Origin of the sequence: Serratia ureilytica, assembly GCF_017309605.1 — a bacterium.
Classification (GTDB): domain Bacteria; phylum Pseudomonadota; class Gammaproteobacteria; order Enterobacterales; family Enterobacteriaceae; genus Serratia; species Serratia ureilytica.
In genome coordinates this window covers 2,020,508-2,036,693 of sequence record NZ_CP071320.1, presented here as the reverse complement: position 1 = coordinate 2,036,693, position 16,186 = coordinate 2,020,508, and the positions used below count along the sequence as shown (strand labels likewise).

Annotated in this window: 16 protein-coding genes; 6 read left to right on the top strand and 10 right to left on the bottom strand. The window is 59.5% G+C overall.

Features of this window, described 5'->3' with window-relative positions; genetic code table 11:
- Positions 1-248 precede the first annotated feature (248 nt).
- On the top strand, positions 249-1,031 hold the full coding sequence (locus J0X03_RS09430) for a prepilin peptidase (protein WP_099785974.1): 783 nt from the start codon (positions 249-251) through the stop codon (positions 1,029-1,031).
- A 97-nt stretch (positions 1,032-1,128) separates the two neighbouring features.
- Positions 1,129-2,397 (top strand): EpsG family protein, encoded by a 1,269-nt coding sequence (locus J0X03_RS09425; protein ID WP_160204374.1) that lies wholly within the window; start codon positions 1,129-1,131, stop codon positions 2,395-2,397.
- Positions 2,398-2,459: 62 nt separating this feature from the next.
- Here the strand turns inward: J0X03_RS09425 and J0X03_RS09420 are convergent, their stop codons facing one another.
- The 6 genes from J0X03_RS09420 to J0X03_RS09395 form a co-directional block, all read right to left on the bottom strand.
- Positions 2,460-4,043: an ABC transporter substrate-binding protein gene (locus tag J0X03_RS09420; RefSeq protein WP_160204375.1), complete on the bottom strand. Its 1,584-nt coding sequence runs from the start codon at positions 4,041-4,043 to the stop codon at positions 2,460-2,462.
- A 132-nt stretch (positions 4,044-4,175) separates the two neighbouring features.
- Positions 4,176-4,847 carry an ABC transporter ATP-binding protein gene (locus tag J0X03_RS09415; RefSeq protein ID WP_160204376.1) on the bottom strand — a complete coding sequence of 224 codons (672 nt, stop codon included), beginning with the start codon at positions 4,845-4,847 and terminating at the stop codon, positions 4,176-4,178.
- Positions 4,844-5,686: an ABC transporter ATP-binding protein gene (locus tag J0X03_RS09410; protein ID WP_042784795.1), complete on the bottom strand. Its 843-nt coding sequence runs from the start codon at positions 5,684-5,686 to the stop codon at positions 4,844-4,846. Before J0X03_RS09410 ends, J0X03_RS09415 begins: the two co-directional genes overlap by 4 nt.
- A complete protein-coding gene (locus tag J0X03_RS09405; RefSeq protein ID WP_046687287.1) occupies positions 5,676-6,545 on the bottom strand; it encodes an ABC transporter permease in 870 nt (289 codons plus the stop codon). Before J0X03_RS09405 ends, J0X03_RS09410 begins: the two co-directional genes overlap by 11 nt.
- The gene (locus J0X03_RS09400; RefSeq protein WP_129992984.1) at positions 6,542-7,597 is read right to left on the bottom strand and encodes an ABC transporter permease; all 1,056 of its coding nucleotides are present in this window, start codon (positions 7,595-7,597) and stop codon (positions 6,542-6,544) included. The genes J0X03_RS09405 and J0X03_RS09400 overlap by 4 nt, the downstream gene beginning before the upstream one ends.
- Positions 7,597-9,165 carry an ABC transporter substrate-binding protein gene (locus tag J0X03_RS09395; protein ID WP_089197169.1) on the bottom strand — a complete coding sequence of 523 codons (1,569 nt, stop codon included), beginning with the start codon at positions 9,163-9,165 and terminating at the stop codon, positions 7,597-7,599. The genes J0X03_RS09400 and J0X03_RS09395 overlap by 1 nt, the downstream gene beginning before the upstream one ends.
- Before the next feature lie 279 nt (positions 9,166-9,444).
- Here J0X03_RS09395 and J0X03_RS09390 point away from each other — a divergent pair, with 279 nt between their 5' ends.
- Together J0X03_RS09390 and J0X03_RS09385 are read left to right on the top strand one after the other, a co-directional pair.
- Complete coding sequence (locus J0X03_RS09390; RefSeq protein ID WP_033643455.1) at positions 9,445-10,092, top strand: hypothetical protein; 648 nt, start codon at positions 9,445-9,447, stop codon at positions 10,090-10,092.
- On the top strand, positions 10,082-10,273 hold the full coding sequence (locus tag J0X03_RS09385) for a hypothetical protein (RefSeq protein WP_033643456.1): 192 nt from the start codon (positions 10,082-10,084) through the stop codon (positions 10,271-10,273). Before J0X03_RS09390 ends, J0X03_RS09385 begins: the two co-directional genes overlap by 11 nt.
- A gap of 50 nt (positions 10,274-10,323) precedes the next feature.
- On the opposite strand, the gene cbl is transcribed toward J0X03_RS09385, so the two are convergent.
- The 3 genes from cbl to chaB all read right to left on the bottom strand — a co-directional run bounded on the left by cbl (position 10,324) and on the right by chaB (position 12,750).
- Positions 10,324-11,277: an HTH-type transcriptional regulator Cbl gene (cbl, locus tag J0X03_RS09380; protein WP_033634950.1), complete on the bottom strand. Its 954-nt coding sequence runs from the start codon at positions 11,275-11,277 to the stop codon at positions 10,324-10,326.
- 299 nt (positions 11,278-11,576) lie between these two features.
- Positions 11,577-12,272: a gamma-glutamylcyclotransferase gene (locus J0X03_RS09375; protein ID WP_033643457.1), complete on the bottom strand. Its 696-nt coding sequence runs from the start codon at positions 12,270-12,272 to the stop codon at positions 11,577-11,579.
- A gap of 250 nt (positions 12,273-12,522) precedes the next feature.
- Complete coding sequence (gene chaB, locus J0X03_RS09370) at positions 12,523-12,750, bottom strand: putative cation transport regulator ChaB (protein WP_033643458.1); 228 nt, start codon at positions 12,748-12,750, stop codon at positions 12,523-12,525.
- A gap of 130 nt (positions 12,751-12,880) precedes the next feature.
- On the opposite strand from chaB, the gene J0X03_RS09365 reads away from it, so the two are divergent.
- The gene (locus J0X03_RS09365) at positions 12,881-13,699 is read left to right on the top strand and encodes a siderophore-interacting protein (RefSeq protein ID WP_033643460.1); all 819 of its coding nucleotides are present in this window, start codon (positions 12,881-12,883) and stop codon (positions 13,697-13,699) included.
- A gap of 292 nt (positions 13,700-13,991) precedes the next feature.
- The gene (gene chaA, locus J0X03_RS09360; RefSeq protein WP_025303229.1) at positions 13,992-15,095 is read left to right on the top strand and encodes a sodium-potassium/proton antiporter ChaA; all 1,104 of its coding nucleotides are present in this window, start codon (positions 13,992-13,994) and stop codon (positions 15,093-15,095) included.
- Between the two features lie 36 nt (positions 15,096-15,131).
- Here the strand turns inward: chaA and lpxO are convergent, their stop codons facing one another.
- Positions 15,132-16,034, bottom strand: coding sequence for a lipid A hydroxylase LpxO (gene lpxO / locus J0X03_RS09355; RefSeq protein WP_025303230.1), 903 nt, complete (start codon positions 16,032-16,034; stop codon positions 15,132-15,134).
- Positions 16,035-16,186 lie beyond the last annotated feature (152 nt).

Sequence of the window (16,186 nt, the reverse complement as noted above, 5' to 3'; positions counted from 1 at the left end):
ACTTGTACCCTTTACCGATCCATTCCGGCCGCCAGGTGAATTCACCGCATTTTAGCGCCGATTTTGCCGATAAAAAGCACAGTACCCCGTGGCTGCGCGCCACCGCGCAGGGCATTGTACACCCCTGCAATACGCAGCGTGGCGATGCGAACGCCTGCGCATTCCTCACAACCGACCGCGTTTTCCCCTGATGAAATACGCATTTTGCCGTTATTTTAGCCGTCTGTTCTACGACTGGCGGAGTCCGGATGTTGCTTTCTTTACTGTGGCACGCGCTGTTTTTCACCGCGCTGCTGTCGGCGGGCCTGATCGCCTTCGCGCTCATTACGTGGCTGGAACGCGTGGAGGGCGTCAACGATCGCCCACAGAGGTTGCGCCTTCAGGGGCCGCTGCTGACGGCACTGGGGCTGGCGTTGGCGACGCTGCCCCTGAGCCTGGCTGCAGCGCCTCGATGGGGGTTAGTGCCGGCCGCGGCGCTCCTGATCGCCCTGGCCTGGCTGGACTGGCGCCATCGGTGGCTGCCGGATCGACTGACTCAGCCGCTGCTGTGGGGCGGGCTACTGTGCAACCTTGACGCTCGCTGGGCGCCGCTGGAAGACGCCGTGCTGGGTGCCGTCGCCGGTTACGGCGCGTTATGGCTGCTCAATGCGCTCTACCGGCTGACGCAGCGGCGTGACGGCATCGGCCAGGGCGATTTCAAACTGCTGGCGGCGCTGGGCGCCTGGCTTGGCTGGACGATGTTGCCGCTGCTGGTCTTTCTGGCGGCGGCGTTCGGATTGGGCGTCGCGTTGGCGCGTGGCCTGCACAACCGCCGAGCCTGGCGAACGCCGCAACCTTTCGGTATCGGGTTAGCGGCGGCCGGCTGGCTATGCCTGCTGACCGGTCCCGGCTCACCTGGCCCGCAGTGGAATTTCATTTATTTCACAGCATCAACCCCACATGAAATCGAGGCAGAACGCGGTTCTGCGCATTTCGCACCGTTTTTACCCAGCCTCGCCGACGGCCATTTTTCCGCTGCCGGCAAGGGATGATAACCCGGTGAAATTTTGCCTATTTCACCAAAACTCACTGTGTCCCTTTAGGCCCCGGTGTTATGTTCCCCAGCTGGATCACGCCATGGAGCATCCCATGCAAAACCCGGTCAGGCCACTCGCCGCCCTTCCCGACAGCGAACAGGCGCATTCTTCCGTGCAATGGCTGCTGCTGGGCGCCGTCGCCATCACAGGCGTTTGGTTCGCCCCCTATTTATCGTTGGTGATTTGCAGCGGCTTGATCGCCGCCTTTATGCTGCTGCGCCAGCAACCCGATCGCGTGCTGAATCTCACCGCCTTCCTGCTGCTGACCGTGATATCCGCGGTGCCGCTGGCGACGAAGAACCTCGAGCCGGTGATGAACGACAAGGTGAACTACTACCTTGAGATGCAGCAGTACAGCGGCTACGGCCTGATGGACTGGTTGGCGCAGTTTTCCGGCACCGACTTTGTCTCGCACCTGTTGTTTAAACTGACTGCCACCTGGTTTGGCGTCGGTAATGGCGCATTCGCCGCCTTCTTCCTTATCAGCTTTTCGCTGCTGGCGCTGGGCGTTTACCGCCTGTCGCGCACTTACTTTGCCGTGATCCTGTTTTTGTTCTGCTGCCAGTACAATTTCCAGGGGCTGTACGGCAACCTGTTGCGGCAGGGGCTAGCGCTCTCTTTCCTGGTGCTGGCCGTGTCGGAACAGCACCGCGGCCGCATGTTGCTCTGGATCGTGATGGCGTCCTTCAGCCATTTTTCCGCTTTCCTGTTTCTGCCCTATCTGCTGCTGCCCGCGCGCTGGCGCACCGTGGGCACCCTGCCTGTGCTGGCGCTGTTCGCCGCCTGTTACCTCGGCGGCGCGGTGCTGATGCCTAAACTGATCGCCGTCGTCGGCAACGACTTTCTGGCCTCGCGCGCCGAAGCCTACGTCAGCGGCGACTTCGGTAATAACCCGGTGCGCAAAATCCAAATCACGCTGCTGTACGTCGGCGTGGTGGAGACGCTGTATCAATTCGCCCGCTACAAGTTCCATACGCCATCGCCTCAGTTTGTACAAGCCGCCTATGCCGTGCGCCTGATGTTCCTTTATAACTGCGCGGTGTTCTTCGCCACCATCAGCTTTGAAGAGGTGGCCAACCGCTATTCATTCAACATGATGATCTTCGTGCTGATCTTTATGGTGATGGTGTGCGGCAATCTGAAAGACGCGGTAAGCCGGGTGCTGCTAACGTTGCTGTGCTTCTCGCTGGGCATCGCGTCCTATCTGTATATCAACCAGGTCGGCGTGCAGCAGTTTTGGTACGGCGATCTGCAGGCGCTGGTGACCGACAGCCTGCCGACAATCCTCAATAAGCTGAATCTCGCCGGCACGCCGTGGTGAGCTCGCCGCGTTAACACCGGCCAGGCCCCCTCTCCTCTCGGCGGCGAGGGGGCATTTTTCGTTCACGGCTGCGTTTTATTCACCCGATCCAAATACAGCATGCTGTTGGCGATATCCACCCGGGCATCTTCAACATTGTCCCGTAATGCCACCAGCGTTTGCCCCTGCAGCGCCAGCACATAAGGCGAACTGGCCTGCAATTCCCGTTGCAGCGCGGCGTAACGTGCGCTGCGCGCTGCGCTGTCGCCTTCCGCAGCCGCCGCACGCGTTTCCGCGCTGATGGCGGGAATGCTCCACTGGGTGCGCCAGGCCAGGGTCTTCGGCCCGCCCGGCACATTGTAGGCAAAGGCGCTGGCGTTGGTGTTCGGATCCAGATAGTCGGCGCCCCAATAGGTGAAGATCGCCTGGAAATCGCGGCCGCGCATCTTGCCCCACAGATCGCTCTCCACCACCGGATGAATGTCCAGCCGCAGCCCAGCCTGTGCAAAGCTGGCCTGCAGCGCCTGCGCGATGTCGGTATACGGCGGCTGGTTGATGACGATCAGGCTGATGCTTGTGCCCTCGTTGATGCCGGCATCGCGCAGGATCTGTTTGGCCTTGTCCACATCGAGCTTAAACGGCCGCTCGTCGAGCGCACCGTCCAAGCCCTGCGGCAAGAAGGCCTGATGCACGCGATATTGCCCTTTCAGCAACCGTTCGGCGATGCTCTGATAATCCACCAACCAGCGCGCCGCCTGCCACAGCGCCGGATTGCCCAGCGCCGGGTTGTCTTTGCTGCCGGTATTGAAACCGAGGTAATACACCTTGGGCGCATCGGCCTGCTCAATGCGCACGCCCGGCGCTTTGCGCAGCGAGTCGAACTGGTCAGCGCCCAGATCGTAGGCCACGTCGGCATCCCCCTTCAGCAACAGTAAACGGCGGGTGCCGGCATCGCTGACGTTCTTGAATAACACCGTTTTCAACCGGGCCGGCGACGGCGCGTAATCGTTGCGGCCAAACAGCAGTGCCTCATGCGGCACATAGTTATTCACCCGATACGGGCCGCCGCCGGCCGAATGGTTGCGCAGCCAGGCGTTCCCGAAGTCCCCCTGCTGCGCGTGTTCGCTCAACAGCTTCTCATCCACGATCGAAGCCACGTTCGCCGTCAGCAGCCGCAGCGCCAGCTCGCTGCCGATGTTGGCCGACCAACTGAGCTGCACCTGGTTATCCCCGATCTTCTTCAGCTGCTGCTCGACGTTATCCGGCGTCCAGCCAAACTCAGCGAGAATAAAGGACGGCGCCTTGTTCAGCTTCACCGCACGCACCAGTGAGTAAATCACGTCCTTGGGACGCAGCGGATTGCCGGAAGCGAAACGTTGTTGCGGCTTCAGGGTAAAGATCAGGCTGCGCCCATCGGCGCCCGCTTGCCAACGGGCGGCGGCGTCCGGCACCAACTTTTGCGGCGCACCGCGATCCGGCGCCACCAGGCGCTGATAGAGATTGACCAGATTGGCCGAGCTGACGGTTTCAAAGCTCTCCGCCGGATCGAGGCTGATGATGCCCTCGAGCGAACTGACCACCACCAAGGTATCCGGCGGGGTGGCGGCCTGCGCGCCGAAAGCGGTCGCCAGCGCGCCATATAATAAGGTTGGGATTAACCGTTTCATCGATACACTCTCCACAATCACGCGGTTGCGTTGTTTTTCGAGTGTAGGGGGTAAGAATTAACAGAAGAACGACGATAAATTGCTTTATTTATTACCAAGATGGATATGCCCGCCGCATTGACGGGCATTGGCTCAGGCAAGGAGACGGCCGTGCGCCATCGCCACCGCGCGATCGCACATATGGTCGATCACATCCGCATCGTGACTGACCAGCACCAGCGTCAGATCGCCCGCCTGTTTCAGCTCGTTGAGCAAGTTGAGGATCTCCGCCTGCACCGACATGTCCAATGCCGAGGTCGGCTCATCCAGCAGCAGCAGCTTCGGCCGCAACAGCAAGGCGCGCACGATCGCCACGCGCTGCCGTTGGCCGCCCGACAGCTGATGCGGATAGCGATCCAGCAGGCGCGGATCCAATCCTACCTGGCGAAAGCCCGCGCTGATTTTGCGTTCGATGTCGCTTTCCTGCAGCAGTTTGAGCGGTTCCGACAACGTGCGCAACAGCCGCTGCTTGGGGTGAAGCGAAGCATAAGGATCCTGAAACACCATCTGCACTTCACGCCGCAGTTCGCCGGTGAACGCCTGCCCCGGCTGCAGCCGCCGCCCGAGCAGTTCAAAACCGCCGCGCCAGCTGTCGTTCAACCCGGCCAATACCCACAGCAGCGAGGACTTGCCGCAGCCGGAAGGCCCCACCAGGCCGAAGCACTCGCCCGGTTCGATACGCAGGTTAACGTCGTGCACCACGGTGCGCTGTTCATAACCCTGGCGATGGCTGACGCTGAGGTTCTCCAGTGCAATCACGCTCATTTCAATGCCTCCAGTAGCGCGCGATCCAGCACCGGCAGCGGCTTGCCGCGCGTCTCGCGGCTCGGCCGACACGCCCACAGCGTGCGAGTATAAGGGTGCGTGGCCTGCGCCAGCTCTGCTGCCGGCAGCTGATCCAACAGCTCGCCTTTGTACATCACCAGTACCCGCTCGCAGTGGTGCGCCACCTGCTGCAGATCGTGGCTGATCAGGATCAGCCCCATATTACGTTGCGCCACCAGATTTTCTATCAGCTGCAGCACCTGATCGCGCATCTGGTGATCCAGCGCCGAGGTGGGTTCGTCGGCAATCAGCAGCTGCGGATCGTTGATCAGGGCGATGGCCAGCATCACCCGCTGCCCCATCCCGCCGGAGAGCTGATGCGGATAGCGGCGACACAGCGCCGCCGGATCGGGCAAGCCCACCGCCGCCAGCATCTCCAGCACTTTTTCACGCCGCTCGGCGCGGCTCAGCTTGGCATGCAACACCAGCGGCTCCTCCACCTGACGGCCAATCGGCTGATTGGGATTCAACGCATGCTTGGGATCTTGCATCACCATCGCCACCCGGTCGCCGCGCAGTCGGCTCCACTGGCGCTCGCTCAGGCGCGTCAAGTCTTCGTCGCCCAGCGTCAGGCGCTGCGCCCGCAGCTGCAACGGCGGCGGCAATAGCCCCATCAGCGCACGCGCGGTCAACGATTTGCCGGAGCCGGACTCACCGACCAGCGCCAGCCGCTCCCGCCCCATGCTGAACGAAATATTCTTCACCAGCGCCGCCGGCTGCGGCCCCGGCACGCCGATCGCCAAACGTTCAACGGTCAATAAGGTGTTATCAGTGCCCATGACGAGGATCCATTTTATCGCGCAGGCCATCGCCCAGCAGGTTAAAGGCCAGGCTGGCGAACAGGATCGCCCCGCCCGGTGCGGCGGCGACCCACCATTGATCGAAAATCACTTTACTGCCTTCGGCCACCATCGAGCCCCATTCGGCGGTCGGCGGCGCGACGCCCATGCCGAGGAACCCCAGACCGGCGGCGGACAGGATGATGCCGCCCAGGCTCAGCGCCGCGCGCACCACCGCGCTGGGCAGGCATAAAGGTAAAATGTGGCCGACCATCAGCCGCAGCCCGTTGATGCCCTGCATGCGCGCCGCCGCCAGATAATCGCTGCGGCGCAGCGCCAGCGTTTCGGCCCGCGCCTGACGGGCAAAGGCTGGCCAGCTGGTCAGCGCCAGCGCCAGCGCGCCGTTCATCAGCCCCGGCCCCATCACCGCCACGAACGCCAGCGCGATCACCAGGCTCGGCAACGACAGGAAAATATCGGTCAGACGCATCAAGATGCGTTCTGCCCAGCCGCCGAGATAACCGGCACAGATGCCCACCAGCAGACCGATAGGAATGGTCAGCACCAGAATCAGCGACACCAGAATCAGCGTCGGCCGCGCGCCGTAAATCACGCGGGAGAGCAAGTCGCGGCCGAAACCGTCGGTGCCCAACCAATGCGTGGCGGAAGGCGGCAGCAGCCGCAGCTCGATATGCTGCAAATTGGGATCGAAAGGCGCCAACCACGGGGCCAGCAGTGCGGTGACGATCAGGATCGCCACCAGCGCTGCGCCGAGCGTCAGCGTGGTCAGCCGCTGACCGGTGCGATAGCCGACGGCCGGCTCGCTTTGAGGTTCGTGTTCAGAGAGATATTGGCTCATCGGGTTCGCGGATCCACTAGATAGGTCAAGGCATCGGCCAGGGTATTCAACAGCACGAAACAGGTGCCGATCAGCAGCGTGGCGCCGAGGATCGCCGGGGTGTCGGCGGCAAACAGCGCCGAGGTCAGATAGCGCCCGACGCCGGGCCAGGCGAACACTGTTTCGGTCAATACCGCGCCCTCCAACAGGCTGGCATAGGAGAGAGACAGTACGGTGATCAGCGTGCCCAGCACGTTGGGAAACACATGGCGCAGCAGAATGCGCAGGCGGCCGGCCCCCTTGGAACGCGCCAGCGTCACGTATTCCTTGTTGCATTCTTCCAGCATCGCCGCCCGCAGCAATCGGGTAATGCCGGCCATCGACAGCAGCGCCAACGCCACTACCGGCAGCCACAGGTGGCCGATGGCGTTGTAGAACATTTCGCGATCGCCGGACAGCCAGCTGTCGATCAACACGAAACCGCTGCGCGGCTCCATGCTGTACAAGTAGATGTCGTCAAGCCGCCCCGGCCCCGCCGACCAGTGCAGCGTGGCATAGAACAGCAGCAGCCCGAGCAGGCTCAGCCAGAAAATCGGTACCGAATAGCCGATCAGCGACAGCAGACGCGCCGCGTTATCCAGCCAGCTGCCTGGTTTGAGCACCGCCAGAAACGCCAGCGTAATGCCGCCGAGGGCGCCGAGGATAATGGCGCAGGTGGCTAACTCCACCGTCGCCGGGAAAGTACGCAGCAGATCGCTCAACACCGGCTGGGCGGTTATGCGTGAAATGCCTAAATCGCCGTGCGCCAGGTGCACCAGATAGCGCCAAAATTGCACCGGCAGCGGCTGATCCAGCCCCAGGTCATGACGCACCTGCGCATAGGTGGCTTCGCTGGCGTGATCGCCCGCCACCTGCAGCGCCGGATCGATCGGCGCCAGGTGCGACAGCATAAAGGTGAACAGCAGCAGGCCGAGCAGCGTTAACGCCAGCGACAACACGCCGCCGAGCAGCCGCCCGCCCCAGCGCCAATACCGCCGGGCTAGCCCGGCGGAGGCGGAGAGTTCAGCGGCCATTACTTGCTGACCTTGCTGTAGAACACCATGTCAGGGTTGATGCCCTGCACATAGCCCTTGAGGTTGTCACGCACCGCGATCAGGCTGCGCGCCTGCAGGCCGATAACGAACGGCGAGCTTTGCTGCACCTGTTTTTGCAGTTGCTGATAGTCGGCCACTCGTTTGGCGGTGTCGTTTTCCGCGGTGGCGGCCAGCGTCAACTTGCTCAGCGCCGGGATCTGCCAGTTGGCTCGCCAGGCCAGCGTCTTGCTGCCGTCCTCCGGGTTGTAGGCAAAGGCGGCCGCGTTGGTGTTGGGGTCGAAGTAATCCGGCCCCCAGGAGGTCAGCGTCGCATCGTAGTTAAGCGCTTTCACCTTGGTGGAGACCTGCGAGCTGATGCCCGGCACCAGTTCGACCTTCACGCCGCCCTGAGCAAAACTGGCCTGCAGCGCCTGAGCGATATCCAGGTACGGCGGCTGGTTGTTGACGTCCAGACGGAAACTGACGTTGCTCAGCCCCGCTTTGGCCAGTATTTCTTTGGCTTTCTGCGGATTGAAGCTGTACGGCCTATCCTTGAGCGCGCCCAGATAACCGTCCGGCAGGAATGCCTGATGGCTCTGGAACTGCCCTTTCAGCAGATCGTCGGCGATGCCTTGGTAATCGAACAGCCAGCGCGCCGCCTCCCAAAACGCCGGGTTGCCGAGCGCCGGCGACGCCTTGGCGTTGAACTGCAGGAAATAAAGCGAGGCGTAAGGAATGGCCAACGGTTTGACGCCCGGCTTGCCCTTCAGGGCCGCCATCTGGTCCGCCCCCAGGTTGCGCGCGATGTCGGCATCGCCCTGCTCAATCAGCAAACGGCGCGCGGCCGGATCGGGCACGTTTTTGATCAGGATGGTTTTCAACGTCGGCGCCCCTTCCGGCGAGCCGGGGTTCGCGTCCAACACCACCACTTCGTGCGGCACATAGGTGCGGATTTTGTAAGGGCCGCTGCCGGCGGAGTGGCTGTTCAACCATTGGTGCCCCAGATCGTCGCCCTGCTGGTGCGCCAGCGCCTCTTTGGCGTCGACGATCGAGGATACCGGCGCCGACAGCAGGCTGAGCACGAAGGCCGGGCTGACGTTTTCATCCCAGCTGATTTTTACCGTATGGTCATCCACCTTGGTCAGGTGTTGATCCACGTTCTTCGCGTTCCAGCCCAGCTGCGTCAGGATAAACGACGGTTCGAGATTGAGTTTCACCACCCGTGAAAGCGAAAAGATCACGTCCTCCGGCCGCAGCGGGTTGCCGCTGGCGAATTTGGCGTCCGGGCGCAGGCTGAAGGTCAGGCTGCGGTTATCGGCGCCGGCCTGCCAACGGCTGGCCAGGGTCGGTTTGAGATCGACGGGATTGTGCGGATCGGACTGGATCAGACGTTGATACAGGCTGTTGAACGACTGCACCGTGGTTAACTCAAATCCCTGAGCCGGGTCAAAGCTGACCACGTCATCGATAGACTGCGCGATCACCAACGTGTTGGCCGGCGTCGCCGCCTGTACGTCAACGCTGGCCGCCACGGCCAAAAACAGCAAAGAAGGAACGAGCGCTTTCATCTGAAACTCTCCAAGCGGATGGAATTTATAATAATTTCGCGAGTGTATGCGAGCGCGATCGGCAGCTGAAGGTACTTAAATCACTATAGATATTCTTTTTATGTATATAGATGGGGTTTTGATTATTAGAGCGAGGATTGCGCGGCCGATCGCACTCTCGCGGCACCTCGCAGCAATTGCCCATTGTCTTTGCGGCGCGATTCGCAGCGATGAAAGTCGAGGTTTGAGTCTGTTTCATCGGGTGATTAACGTGAGCTCGGTCACCCAAAGGACGGGCAAATGGAAAACCATCCATCAGAAAATGGCTTCTCACTCCGGCATGAGAGAGCGATAGAGCAAACATTGGCAGATATGAACAGCGTGCTGCTTGAGTCGGATCTCTTTATGACTCGTCTGACGGTACAAGACCGGCGCTGGCAAAAAGGCAGAAAAAACGGCCATACGTTAAATTGGCGCTCTCTCTTTAAATATCATGCCCAAATGCCCATAAGTTTCGCTTTTGTCTACCGGCGAATAACCAGCCCGCTGAGCCGTGCAGGCTTTTGTCTGTGCCGTTATCTCCAGGCCGAGAACGTTATCGAACTTGTCGCGCTGGAGAATTTCTCCTTGCGCGAAACGCAACATCCACTGAAAGGCAATATGCTGCGCAACTGCTTGCAGGCTCTGTATCTGTATGGCCTGAACCTGCAAGAGCAGGGGCTGACGCCGGCGTCTCCGCCGGACATGCTGATCAGCCACGCCATTAATCACCGCGTGTTGGCGCTGTATACCCGTCAGGCCGCCTTTGAAGTGATACCCGGTACCATGACATGTAAAACCAGCTTCAACGCACTGAAAAAGTACATACAATCGCTGGAAAAATACGGTGCCAAATGTGATAAGGTGCGTACAAATAACGCGCAAAAAGGAAGCAAAAATGAAAAATAAGGATCTGACCGACCCGACGCTCTCCATTCAAGAGCAAAAACGCATCGCCATAGAGATTCTACGTCAGTACCATCGCTGGGAGATGGCCAACCCTCGCCCCCCCGAAGAACTCCCGGAATGGGAAGCCATCGGCCCGTTCAGAAAAAGTAAACGTCATCTGATCGAACGTACCGACGACTGATCCCGCATTAGCCCGCAAGCAATCCGGTCCGGCAGGGCAATGACGCGCTGTTAAATCTGGTAATCAATCACCGCGTCCAGCTGCGACGAGAAGACCTTGTCCTTTATTTCGGTCAGCGACAGCGTCGGGTTGCACAGTTGGATAAAGCGCCAGGCATAGTTGCGCTGCAGCTGGCTGCGTTTCAGGCCCAGCCATACCGTATTAGGCTCAAACAAATGCTCGGCGTTGAGACTGACCAAGCCGCGATCGCGCTCTTTTTCATACGACATGTCCGCCAGCACGCCCACGCCTAACCCCAGCTCGACGTAGGTTTTAATCACGTCGGAGTCCTGCGCGCTGAGCGCGATGTCCGGGGTCAGGCCCGCCGCTTTGAACGCCGCATCCAGCTTCGCGCGCCCGGTAATGCCCTGGCGGTAAGTGATCAGCGGCAAGGTGCTGAGCATCTCCAGCGTCACCTGCGGCTGACGCGTCAACTCATGCCCTTCCGGCACCAGGATGGTGTGATGCCAGCGGTAGTAAGGGAACGCCGCCAGCGATTCGTCACTCATCAGCCGTTCGCTGGCGATGCCGATATCGGCTTCTCCGGCGGCCAACATCGAGACGATCTCCTCAGGGCTGCCCTGATTGAGCACCACCCGCACCCGCGGATAAAGCGCGCGAAACTCTTTGATCACCCCCGGCAGACTGTAACGCGCCTGAGTGTGCGTCGTTGCGATATGCAGCTGCCCCGAGTCGTTGCTGCTGAAAACGTCCGCCAGGCGACGGATGTTGTTGGCGTCGTTGAGAATGCGCTCCGCCACCACCAACAGCTCTTTGCCGGGTTCGGTCATGCCCAGCAGCCGTTTGCCGCGGCGAATGAATATTTCAATGCCCAGCTCTTCTTCCAGCTCGCGAATATGCCGACTGACGCCGGACTGCGAGGTAAATAACGTATTGGCGACCTCAGTCAGGTTGTAGTTGCAGCGCGCCGATTCACGAATAATTTTTAATTGTTGAAAGTTCATCCCCGTCTCCCTGTTTCTTCCAGTAGCGTTAGCCATATTGATACGGAGTCCGAAGAGTCTGAACAAATAAGAAATAACCTTTACTTATGCAATTTAATACTAAGTCGATCATTCTGCTTCGCAGGTGGGGTGGGAAACTGACAAAAAACAGCTAATGACTTTAAAAATAACGGGATAGATAACCACAATAAAAGCATGCCTTAAATCACTGTGGAAATTAAGTTATTAAATATAGGCATTAGATATAAAAAAGGGCTCAGCATGCTGAGCCCCTCACCGTTCGTATTCCCGCAGCAGCCTCAGGCGGTGGCCTCGCTGCCGATGCCGCCGGTGCGGTTCTGCTGCAGCCACTGCTGTACACAGCGCACCAGATCGCCGATGCAATCATCCTGCATGCCGTGGTGCTTCAACTCGTTATCCAGCGCAAACAGATATTGCGCGTTGGTGCCCAGCGGGCCGCTGGCGCTGGCGATCAATGGCGCAATCACCTGGTAGCTGGTGTCTTCTTCAAACAGCGGATGTTGCGGGTTCATCACGAACACCAACGCAGTAACCTTCTCGCCGCCATCCAACTGCAGCTCGCACCAGGTGGGCACGTAGCAATCGGTCACCATTTCGCGCTTCCAAAGCAGCTCCAACTCTTCACGCAACTTGCTTTCCGGCAAACGAAACGCCAGGCCCGTGGTGTGGCCGCCGGCTTTTAACGCCAGCATGCGCCCCGGCTGATGCAGCGTGCCGCGCCCGGCGGTCAAGCGCATGCAGAACGCCCGGTGCCAGCCCTGCAGCGTGGCCGGCCGCACTTCTTCCGATTCGAAAACTGGATTCCACATCAGCGAACCGTAACCGAATATCCATACGGGGCTGTGATCCGGCCGGCGCGATAAGGTGCAATCCAACGAGGCTGCACGCTGTTCAGGCGTCAGCAACAACGACTCCTCAATAGCGCCGAATGCAGTTTTGCAATCCGCTTTTTGCAGAAAATCTCGCGTTAACACTGATATTACCTCCCGGGAATACGATTTCTCGCCTTCCCTCGCCACTGCTGAACCTTTGATGTTTTATTTTCGGCTGCGGATTTTTATTAATTCAATCACCGCGCCTTATAAGAATGACCTTATTCTTTTCCTGACGTGCAATCAAGTTACAAAGCGGCGTTAAAGTGAAAAAGTATTTGTACTGAGCAGCAATAATATTAATTGCCGGGTTCCACATAATGTCTGCGCGATTTTACTGCGTGATAATTCATTACTTTTTATGCCAGCGTTCGTCGTCGCCCTTGCGATAGCTTTGCTTGACCGCCGCCCAGGCCACCTTATGCGCCGTCTCTTCCCGGCTGTCGTCACCGCGCCGCTCATCGGGATCCCGGTATTGTTGCCAGGCGCTGTTGAACGCTTCTTTATAGATCGCCTGCGCATGTTCCGGCAGCACATGCTTAACGTTGTCCGGCAAGTCGTTCGTGCTGTGGTAGGGCATATGGCCTCCCCTTTCAGGATGAGTGAACCTTAAGCCTAGCCCACATGCGGTTTCGTCTCAATTAGCAAACAATTCTCATTATCAAACGACATGTTATACTCACCGCCAAACGAACTATAAGGAGAATCCCGTGACTACCGAAGCCCCTCGCTCACGCGCCCCCTACCTGATCGCCGTCAGCCGCGTACAGGACATGACGCCGCACCTGCGCCGCATTACCTTTACCGCTCCCGATCTGCGTTACTACCCGGCCAATGCCGCCGCTGCACACATCAAAGTCTTTTTGCCGCTCGCCGGCCAGACGCAGCCGGACCTGCCGACGCTGACCGAAAACGGCCCGCGTTGGGCTGCGGACGCCGTGCGCCCGATCGTGCGCACCTATTCCATCCGCGCCGTGCGCCCGGAACTGGCGGAAGTGGACATCGAGTTCGCCATTCATGATCATCAGGGCCCGGCGGTGGACTTTGCACGCCAGGCGAAAGCCGGTGATAAAATCGGCATCAGCAACCCGGGCGGCCCCAAGCCGATGCTGCCGGCCGCCGACTTCTACTGCCTGGCGGGCGATCCTTCCTCACTGCCTGCGCTGGCCGCACTGCTGGAAAACCTGCCGCCACACAGTGCCGGACGCGCTTTCGTCCGCGTCGACAGCAACGCTGACGTCATTGACCTGAAGAAACCCGCCGACGTTGAGGTCAATTGGGTCGTCGGCGGCACGGAGAAGACCGACGAGTTGGTCGCTCGGTTCCGCGCGCAGTCCCTGCCGCAGGGCGAAAGCCACTTCTGGCTCGCCGGTGAAGATCGCCTGGTGGTAGAGCTGCGCCGCTACCTGCGTCGCGAACGTCAATGCGATCGTAATCGTCTTTATGCCGTGCCTTACTGGCGTGAGGGGCTAAATGAAGAGGGTTACCACAATAAACGGCATGAAATCATGGACAACATTGACGACTGACGGTCTCATTTTCCTTGATTAACCACGAGCTAAACAAGTAAACACGACTTTTCTCAAATCTAACGCTAAAAATTGGCGTTATTGCGTAAAAGTAAGTAAATAAAACCGCACCCCGTGCGGTTTTTTTGTTACCCTGATCACATAAGCAAGCAATTGCTTTCTCAGATAAAACAACATCACACCGGCGCCGCGGGTGTATCCTAATATAAAATACCTACTGGAAACGCAACGTTGCCGTATCACGGCGACCGGCGCTGACGGGCTACGCTGTTTGAGAAGGAGTGCCACCCTCATGAAGTCGCAACACGATCCTGGCCGATCCACCAAATCTCGCCACACCGAATACTCGCTGATCTTCCCTATCGCCGCGCTGGTGGTGTTAAATCTATGGGGCAGCACCGATAACTTTCCGCTGATCGTCGGCATCAATATTCTCGCGCTGGTGGGGATCCTCAGCAGCGCCTTCAGCGTGGTGCGCCACGCCGACGTGCTGGCTCACCGATTGGGCGAACCCTACGGCTCGCTGATCCTCAGTTTGTCCGTCGTGATCCTCGAAGTCAGCCTGATTTCCGCGCTGATGGCCACCGGCGACGCCGCGCCGGCGCTGATGCGCGACACGCTGTACTCCATCATCATGATCGTTTCCGCCGGCCTGGTCGGCTTTGCGCTGCTGCTCGGCGGGCGCAAGTTCGCCACCCAGTACGTCAACCTGGGCGGCATCAAACAGTATCTGATGGCGATTTTCCCGCTGGCGGTGATCGTGCTGGTGTTCCCGAGCGCGCTGCCAGGCGGCAACTTCAGCACCGGGCAAGCGCTGCTGGTGGCGTTGATCTCCGCCGCCATGTATGGCGTGTTCCTGGTGATCCAGACCAAAACCCACCAGAGCCTGTTCGTGTACGAGCATGAAGACGACGATGGCGACCCGCACCACGGCAAGCCCTCTTCCCACAGCAGCGCCTGGCACGCCGCCTGGCTCATCGTGCACCTGATCGCGGTTATCGCCGTCACCAAGTTCAACGCCAATCCGCTGGAAGGCCTGCTGACCAAGATGAATGCACCGGCGCAGTTCACCGGTTTCCTGGTGGCGCTGTTGATCCTGTCGCCGGAAGGCCTGGGCGCGCTGCGCGCCGTGTTGAACAATCAGGTGCAACGCGCCATGAACCTGTTCTTCGGTTCGGTGCTGGCGACCATCTCCCTGACGGTGCCGGCGGTGACCATCATCGCTACTCTGACCGGGCAGACGCTGATCTTCGGCCTGCAAACGCCGCATATCGTGGTGATGTTGACGGTGTTGCTGCTGTGCCAGCTGTCGTTCTCGACCGGCCGCACCAACGTGCTGAACGGCACCGCCCACCTGGCGCTGTTCGCCGCCTACATGATGACTATCTTCGCCTGATCAAAAAGGGGCGCACTCTGTGCGCCCCTGCCTTCGTTATACCGAGAAGAATATCGCCGCGGCGATCCCCCCGAACAAAATCCACTTGATGATGTAATAACCGGTGCGGTTCCAGGCCTTCAGGCGTTTCCCCACCCGGCGTATCGCATAGATGTATTTGAACATCTTGTTGACGCCGCCGGTGCGATCGCCCTCTTCATTCGGCGCGGTGGCGGCGCTCATCAGGTTGCGCCCCAGCCAGTGATTCACCGCCTGCGCCCAGCGGTAGCGCATCGGCCGTTCGATGTCGCAGAACAGGATCAGACGATTCTGCCCGCTCTGGTTTTCCGCGTAGTGCAGATAGGTTTCATCGAACATCACCCCTTCACCGTCGCGCCAGCTGTAGCGCTCACCGTCCACCTCAATGAAGCAGCGGTCATCGTTGGGGGTAATCAACCCCAGGTGATAACGCAGCGAACCGGCGTAAGGATCGCGGTGGCGCGGCAAACGGCTGCCGTCCGGCAGTTCGGCGAACATCGCCGCTTTGACCGAAGGCAGGCTGCGCAGCAGTTCCGTGGTCTGCGGGCACAGGGTCATGGCGGAAGGATGGCTGTCTTCATACCATTTCAGGTAAAAGCGCTTCCAACCGGTCTTGAAGAACGAGTTGAAACCGGCATCGTTGAATTGATCGGACGCTTTGATCTGCTGGATCTCCATCAGCTTCTGTCCTTCGTCGCGGATGGTTTCCCAGTTCTCCCGCAGTACCGCCAGCTCAGGGAACTGCTCCGGCTTCAGGTACGGCGTAGTCGGCACACGAGAAAACAGATACATGAAGACGTTCAGCGGTGCGGTAAAGGTGGAATGGTCAGACAGCTGCCGCCAAACGTTGTAGCGCACCCGTCCGCGGTAATGCACATAGACGACGCATAAAATAAGCAAAATCAGAATGATGTATTTCATGTTTGAATCGCAGCAAGGAACCCACACTCAATGCGCCGCGCGGCGCACACCCCAGAAAATGTCCTTTTGGCGGCGCAGGCAAACTGCGCGCCAATCTGGAACCCATTAATCATTAACGCTAACTCAACGAAAATCTATACAGAAAACCACAA

Bases quoted from the DNA above. Each gene is read 5' to 3' on its own strand.
- J0X03_RS09430 (WP_099785974.1), top strand. From the start codon at position 249: ATGTTGCTTTCTTTACTGTGGCACGCGCTGTTTTTCACCGCGCTGCTG.
- J0X03_RS09425 (WP_160204374.1), top strand. From the start codon at position 1,129: ATGCAAAACCCGGTCAGGCCACTCGCCGCCCTTCCCGACAGCGAACAG.
- J0X03_RS09420 (WP_160204375.1), bottom strand. From the start codon at position 4,043: ATGAAACGGTTAATCCCAACCTTATTATATGGCGCGCTGGCGACCGCT.
- J0X03_RS09415 (WP_160204376.1), bottom strand. From the start codon at position 4,847: ATGAGCGTGATTGCACTGGAGAACCTCAGCGTCAGCCATCGCCAGGGT.
- J0X03_RS09410 (WP_042784795.1), bottom strand. From the start codon at position 5,686: ATGGGCACTGATAACACCTTATTGACCGTTGAACGTTTGGCGATCGGC.
- J0X03_RS09405 (WP_046687287.1), bottom strand. From the start codon at position 6,545: ATGAGCCAATATCTCTCTGAACACGAACCTCAAAGCGAGCCGGCCGTC.
- J0X03_RS09400 (WP_129992984.1), bottom strand. From the start codon at position 7,597: ATGGCCGCTGAACTCTCCGCCTCCGCCGGGCTAGCCCGGCGGTATTGG.
- J0X03_RS09395 (WP_089197169.1), bottom strand. From the start codon at position 9,165: ATGAAAGCGCTCGTTCCTTCTTTGCTGTTTTTGGCCGTGGCGGCCAGC.
- J0X03_RS09390 (WP_033643455.1), top strand. From the start codon at position 9,445: ATGGAAAACCATCCATCAGAAAATGGCTTCTCACTCCGGCATGAGAGA.
- J0X03_RS09385 (WP_033643456.1), top strand. From the start codon at position 10,082: ATGAAAAATAAGGATCTGACCGACCCGACGCTCTCCATTCAAGAGCAA.
- cbl (WP_033634950.1), bottom strand. From the start codon at position 11,277: ATGAACTTTCAACAATTAAAAATTATTCGTGAATCGGCGCGCTGCAAC.
- chaB (WP_033643458.1), bottom strand. From the start codon at position 12,750: ATGCCCTACCACAGCACGAACGACTTGCCGGACAACGTTAAGCATGTG.
- chaA (WP_025303229.1), top strand. From the start codon at position 13,992: ATGAAGTCGCAACACGATCCTGGCCGATCCACCAAATCTCGCCACACC.
- lpxO (WP_025303230.1), bottom strand. From the start codon at position 16,034: ATGAAATACATCATTCTGATTTTGCTTATTTTATGCGTCGTCTATGTG.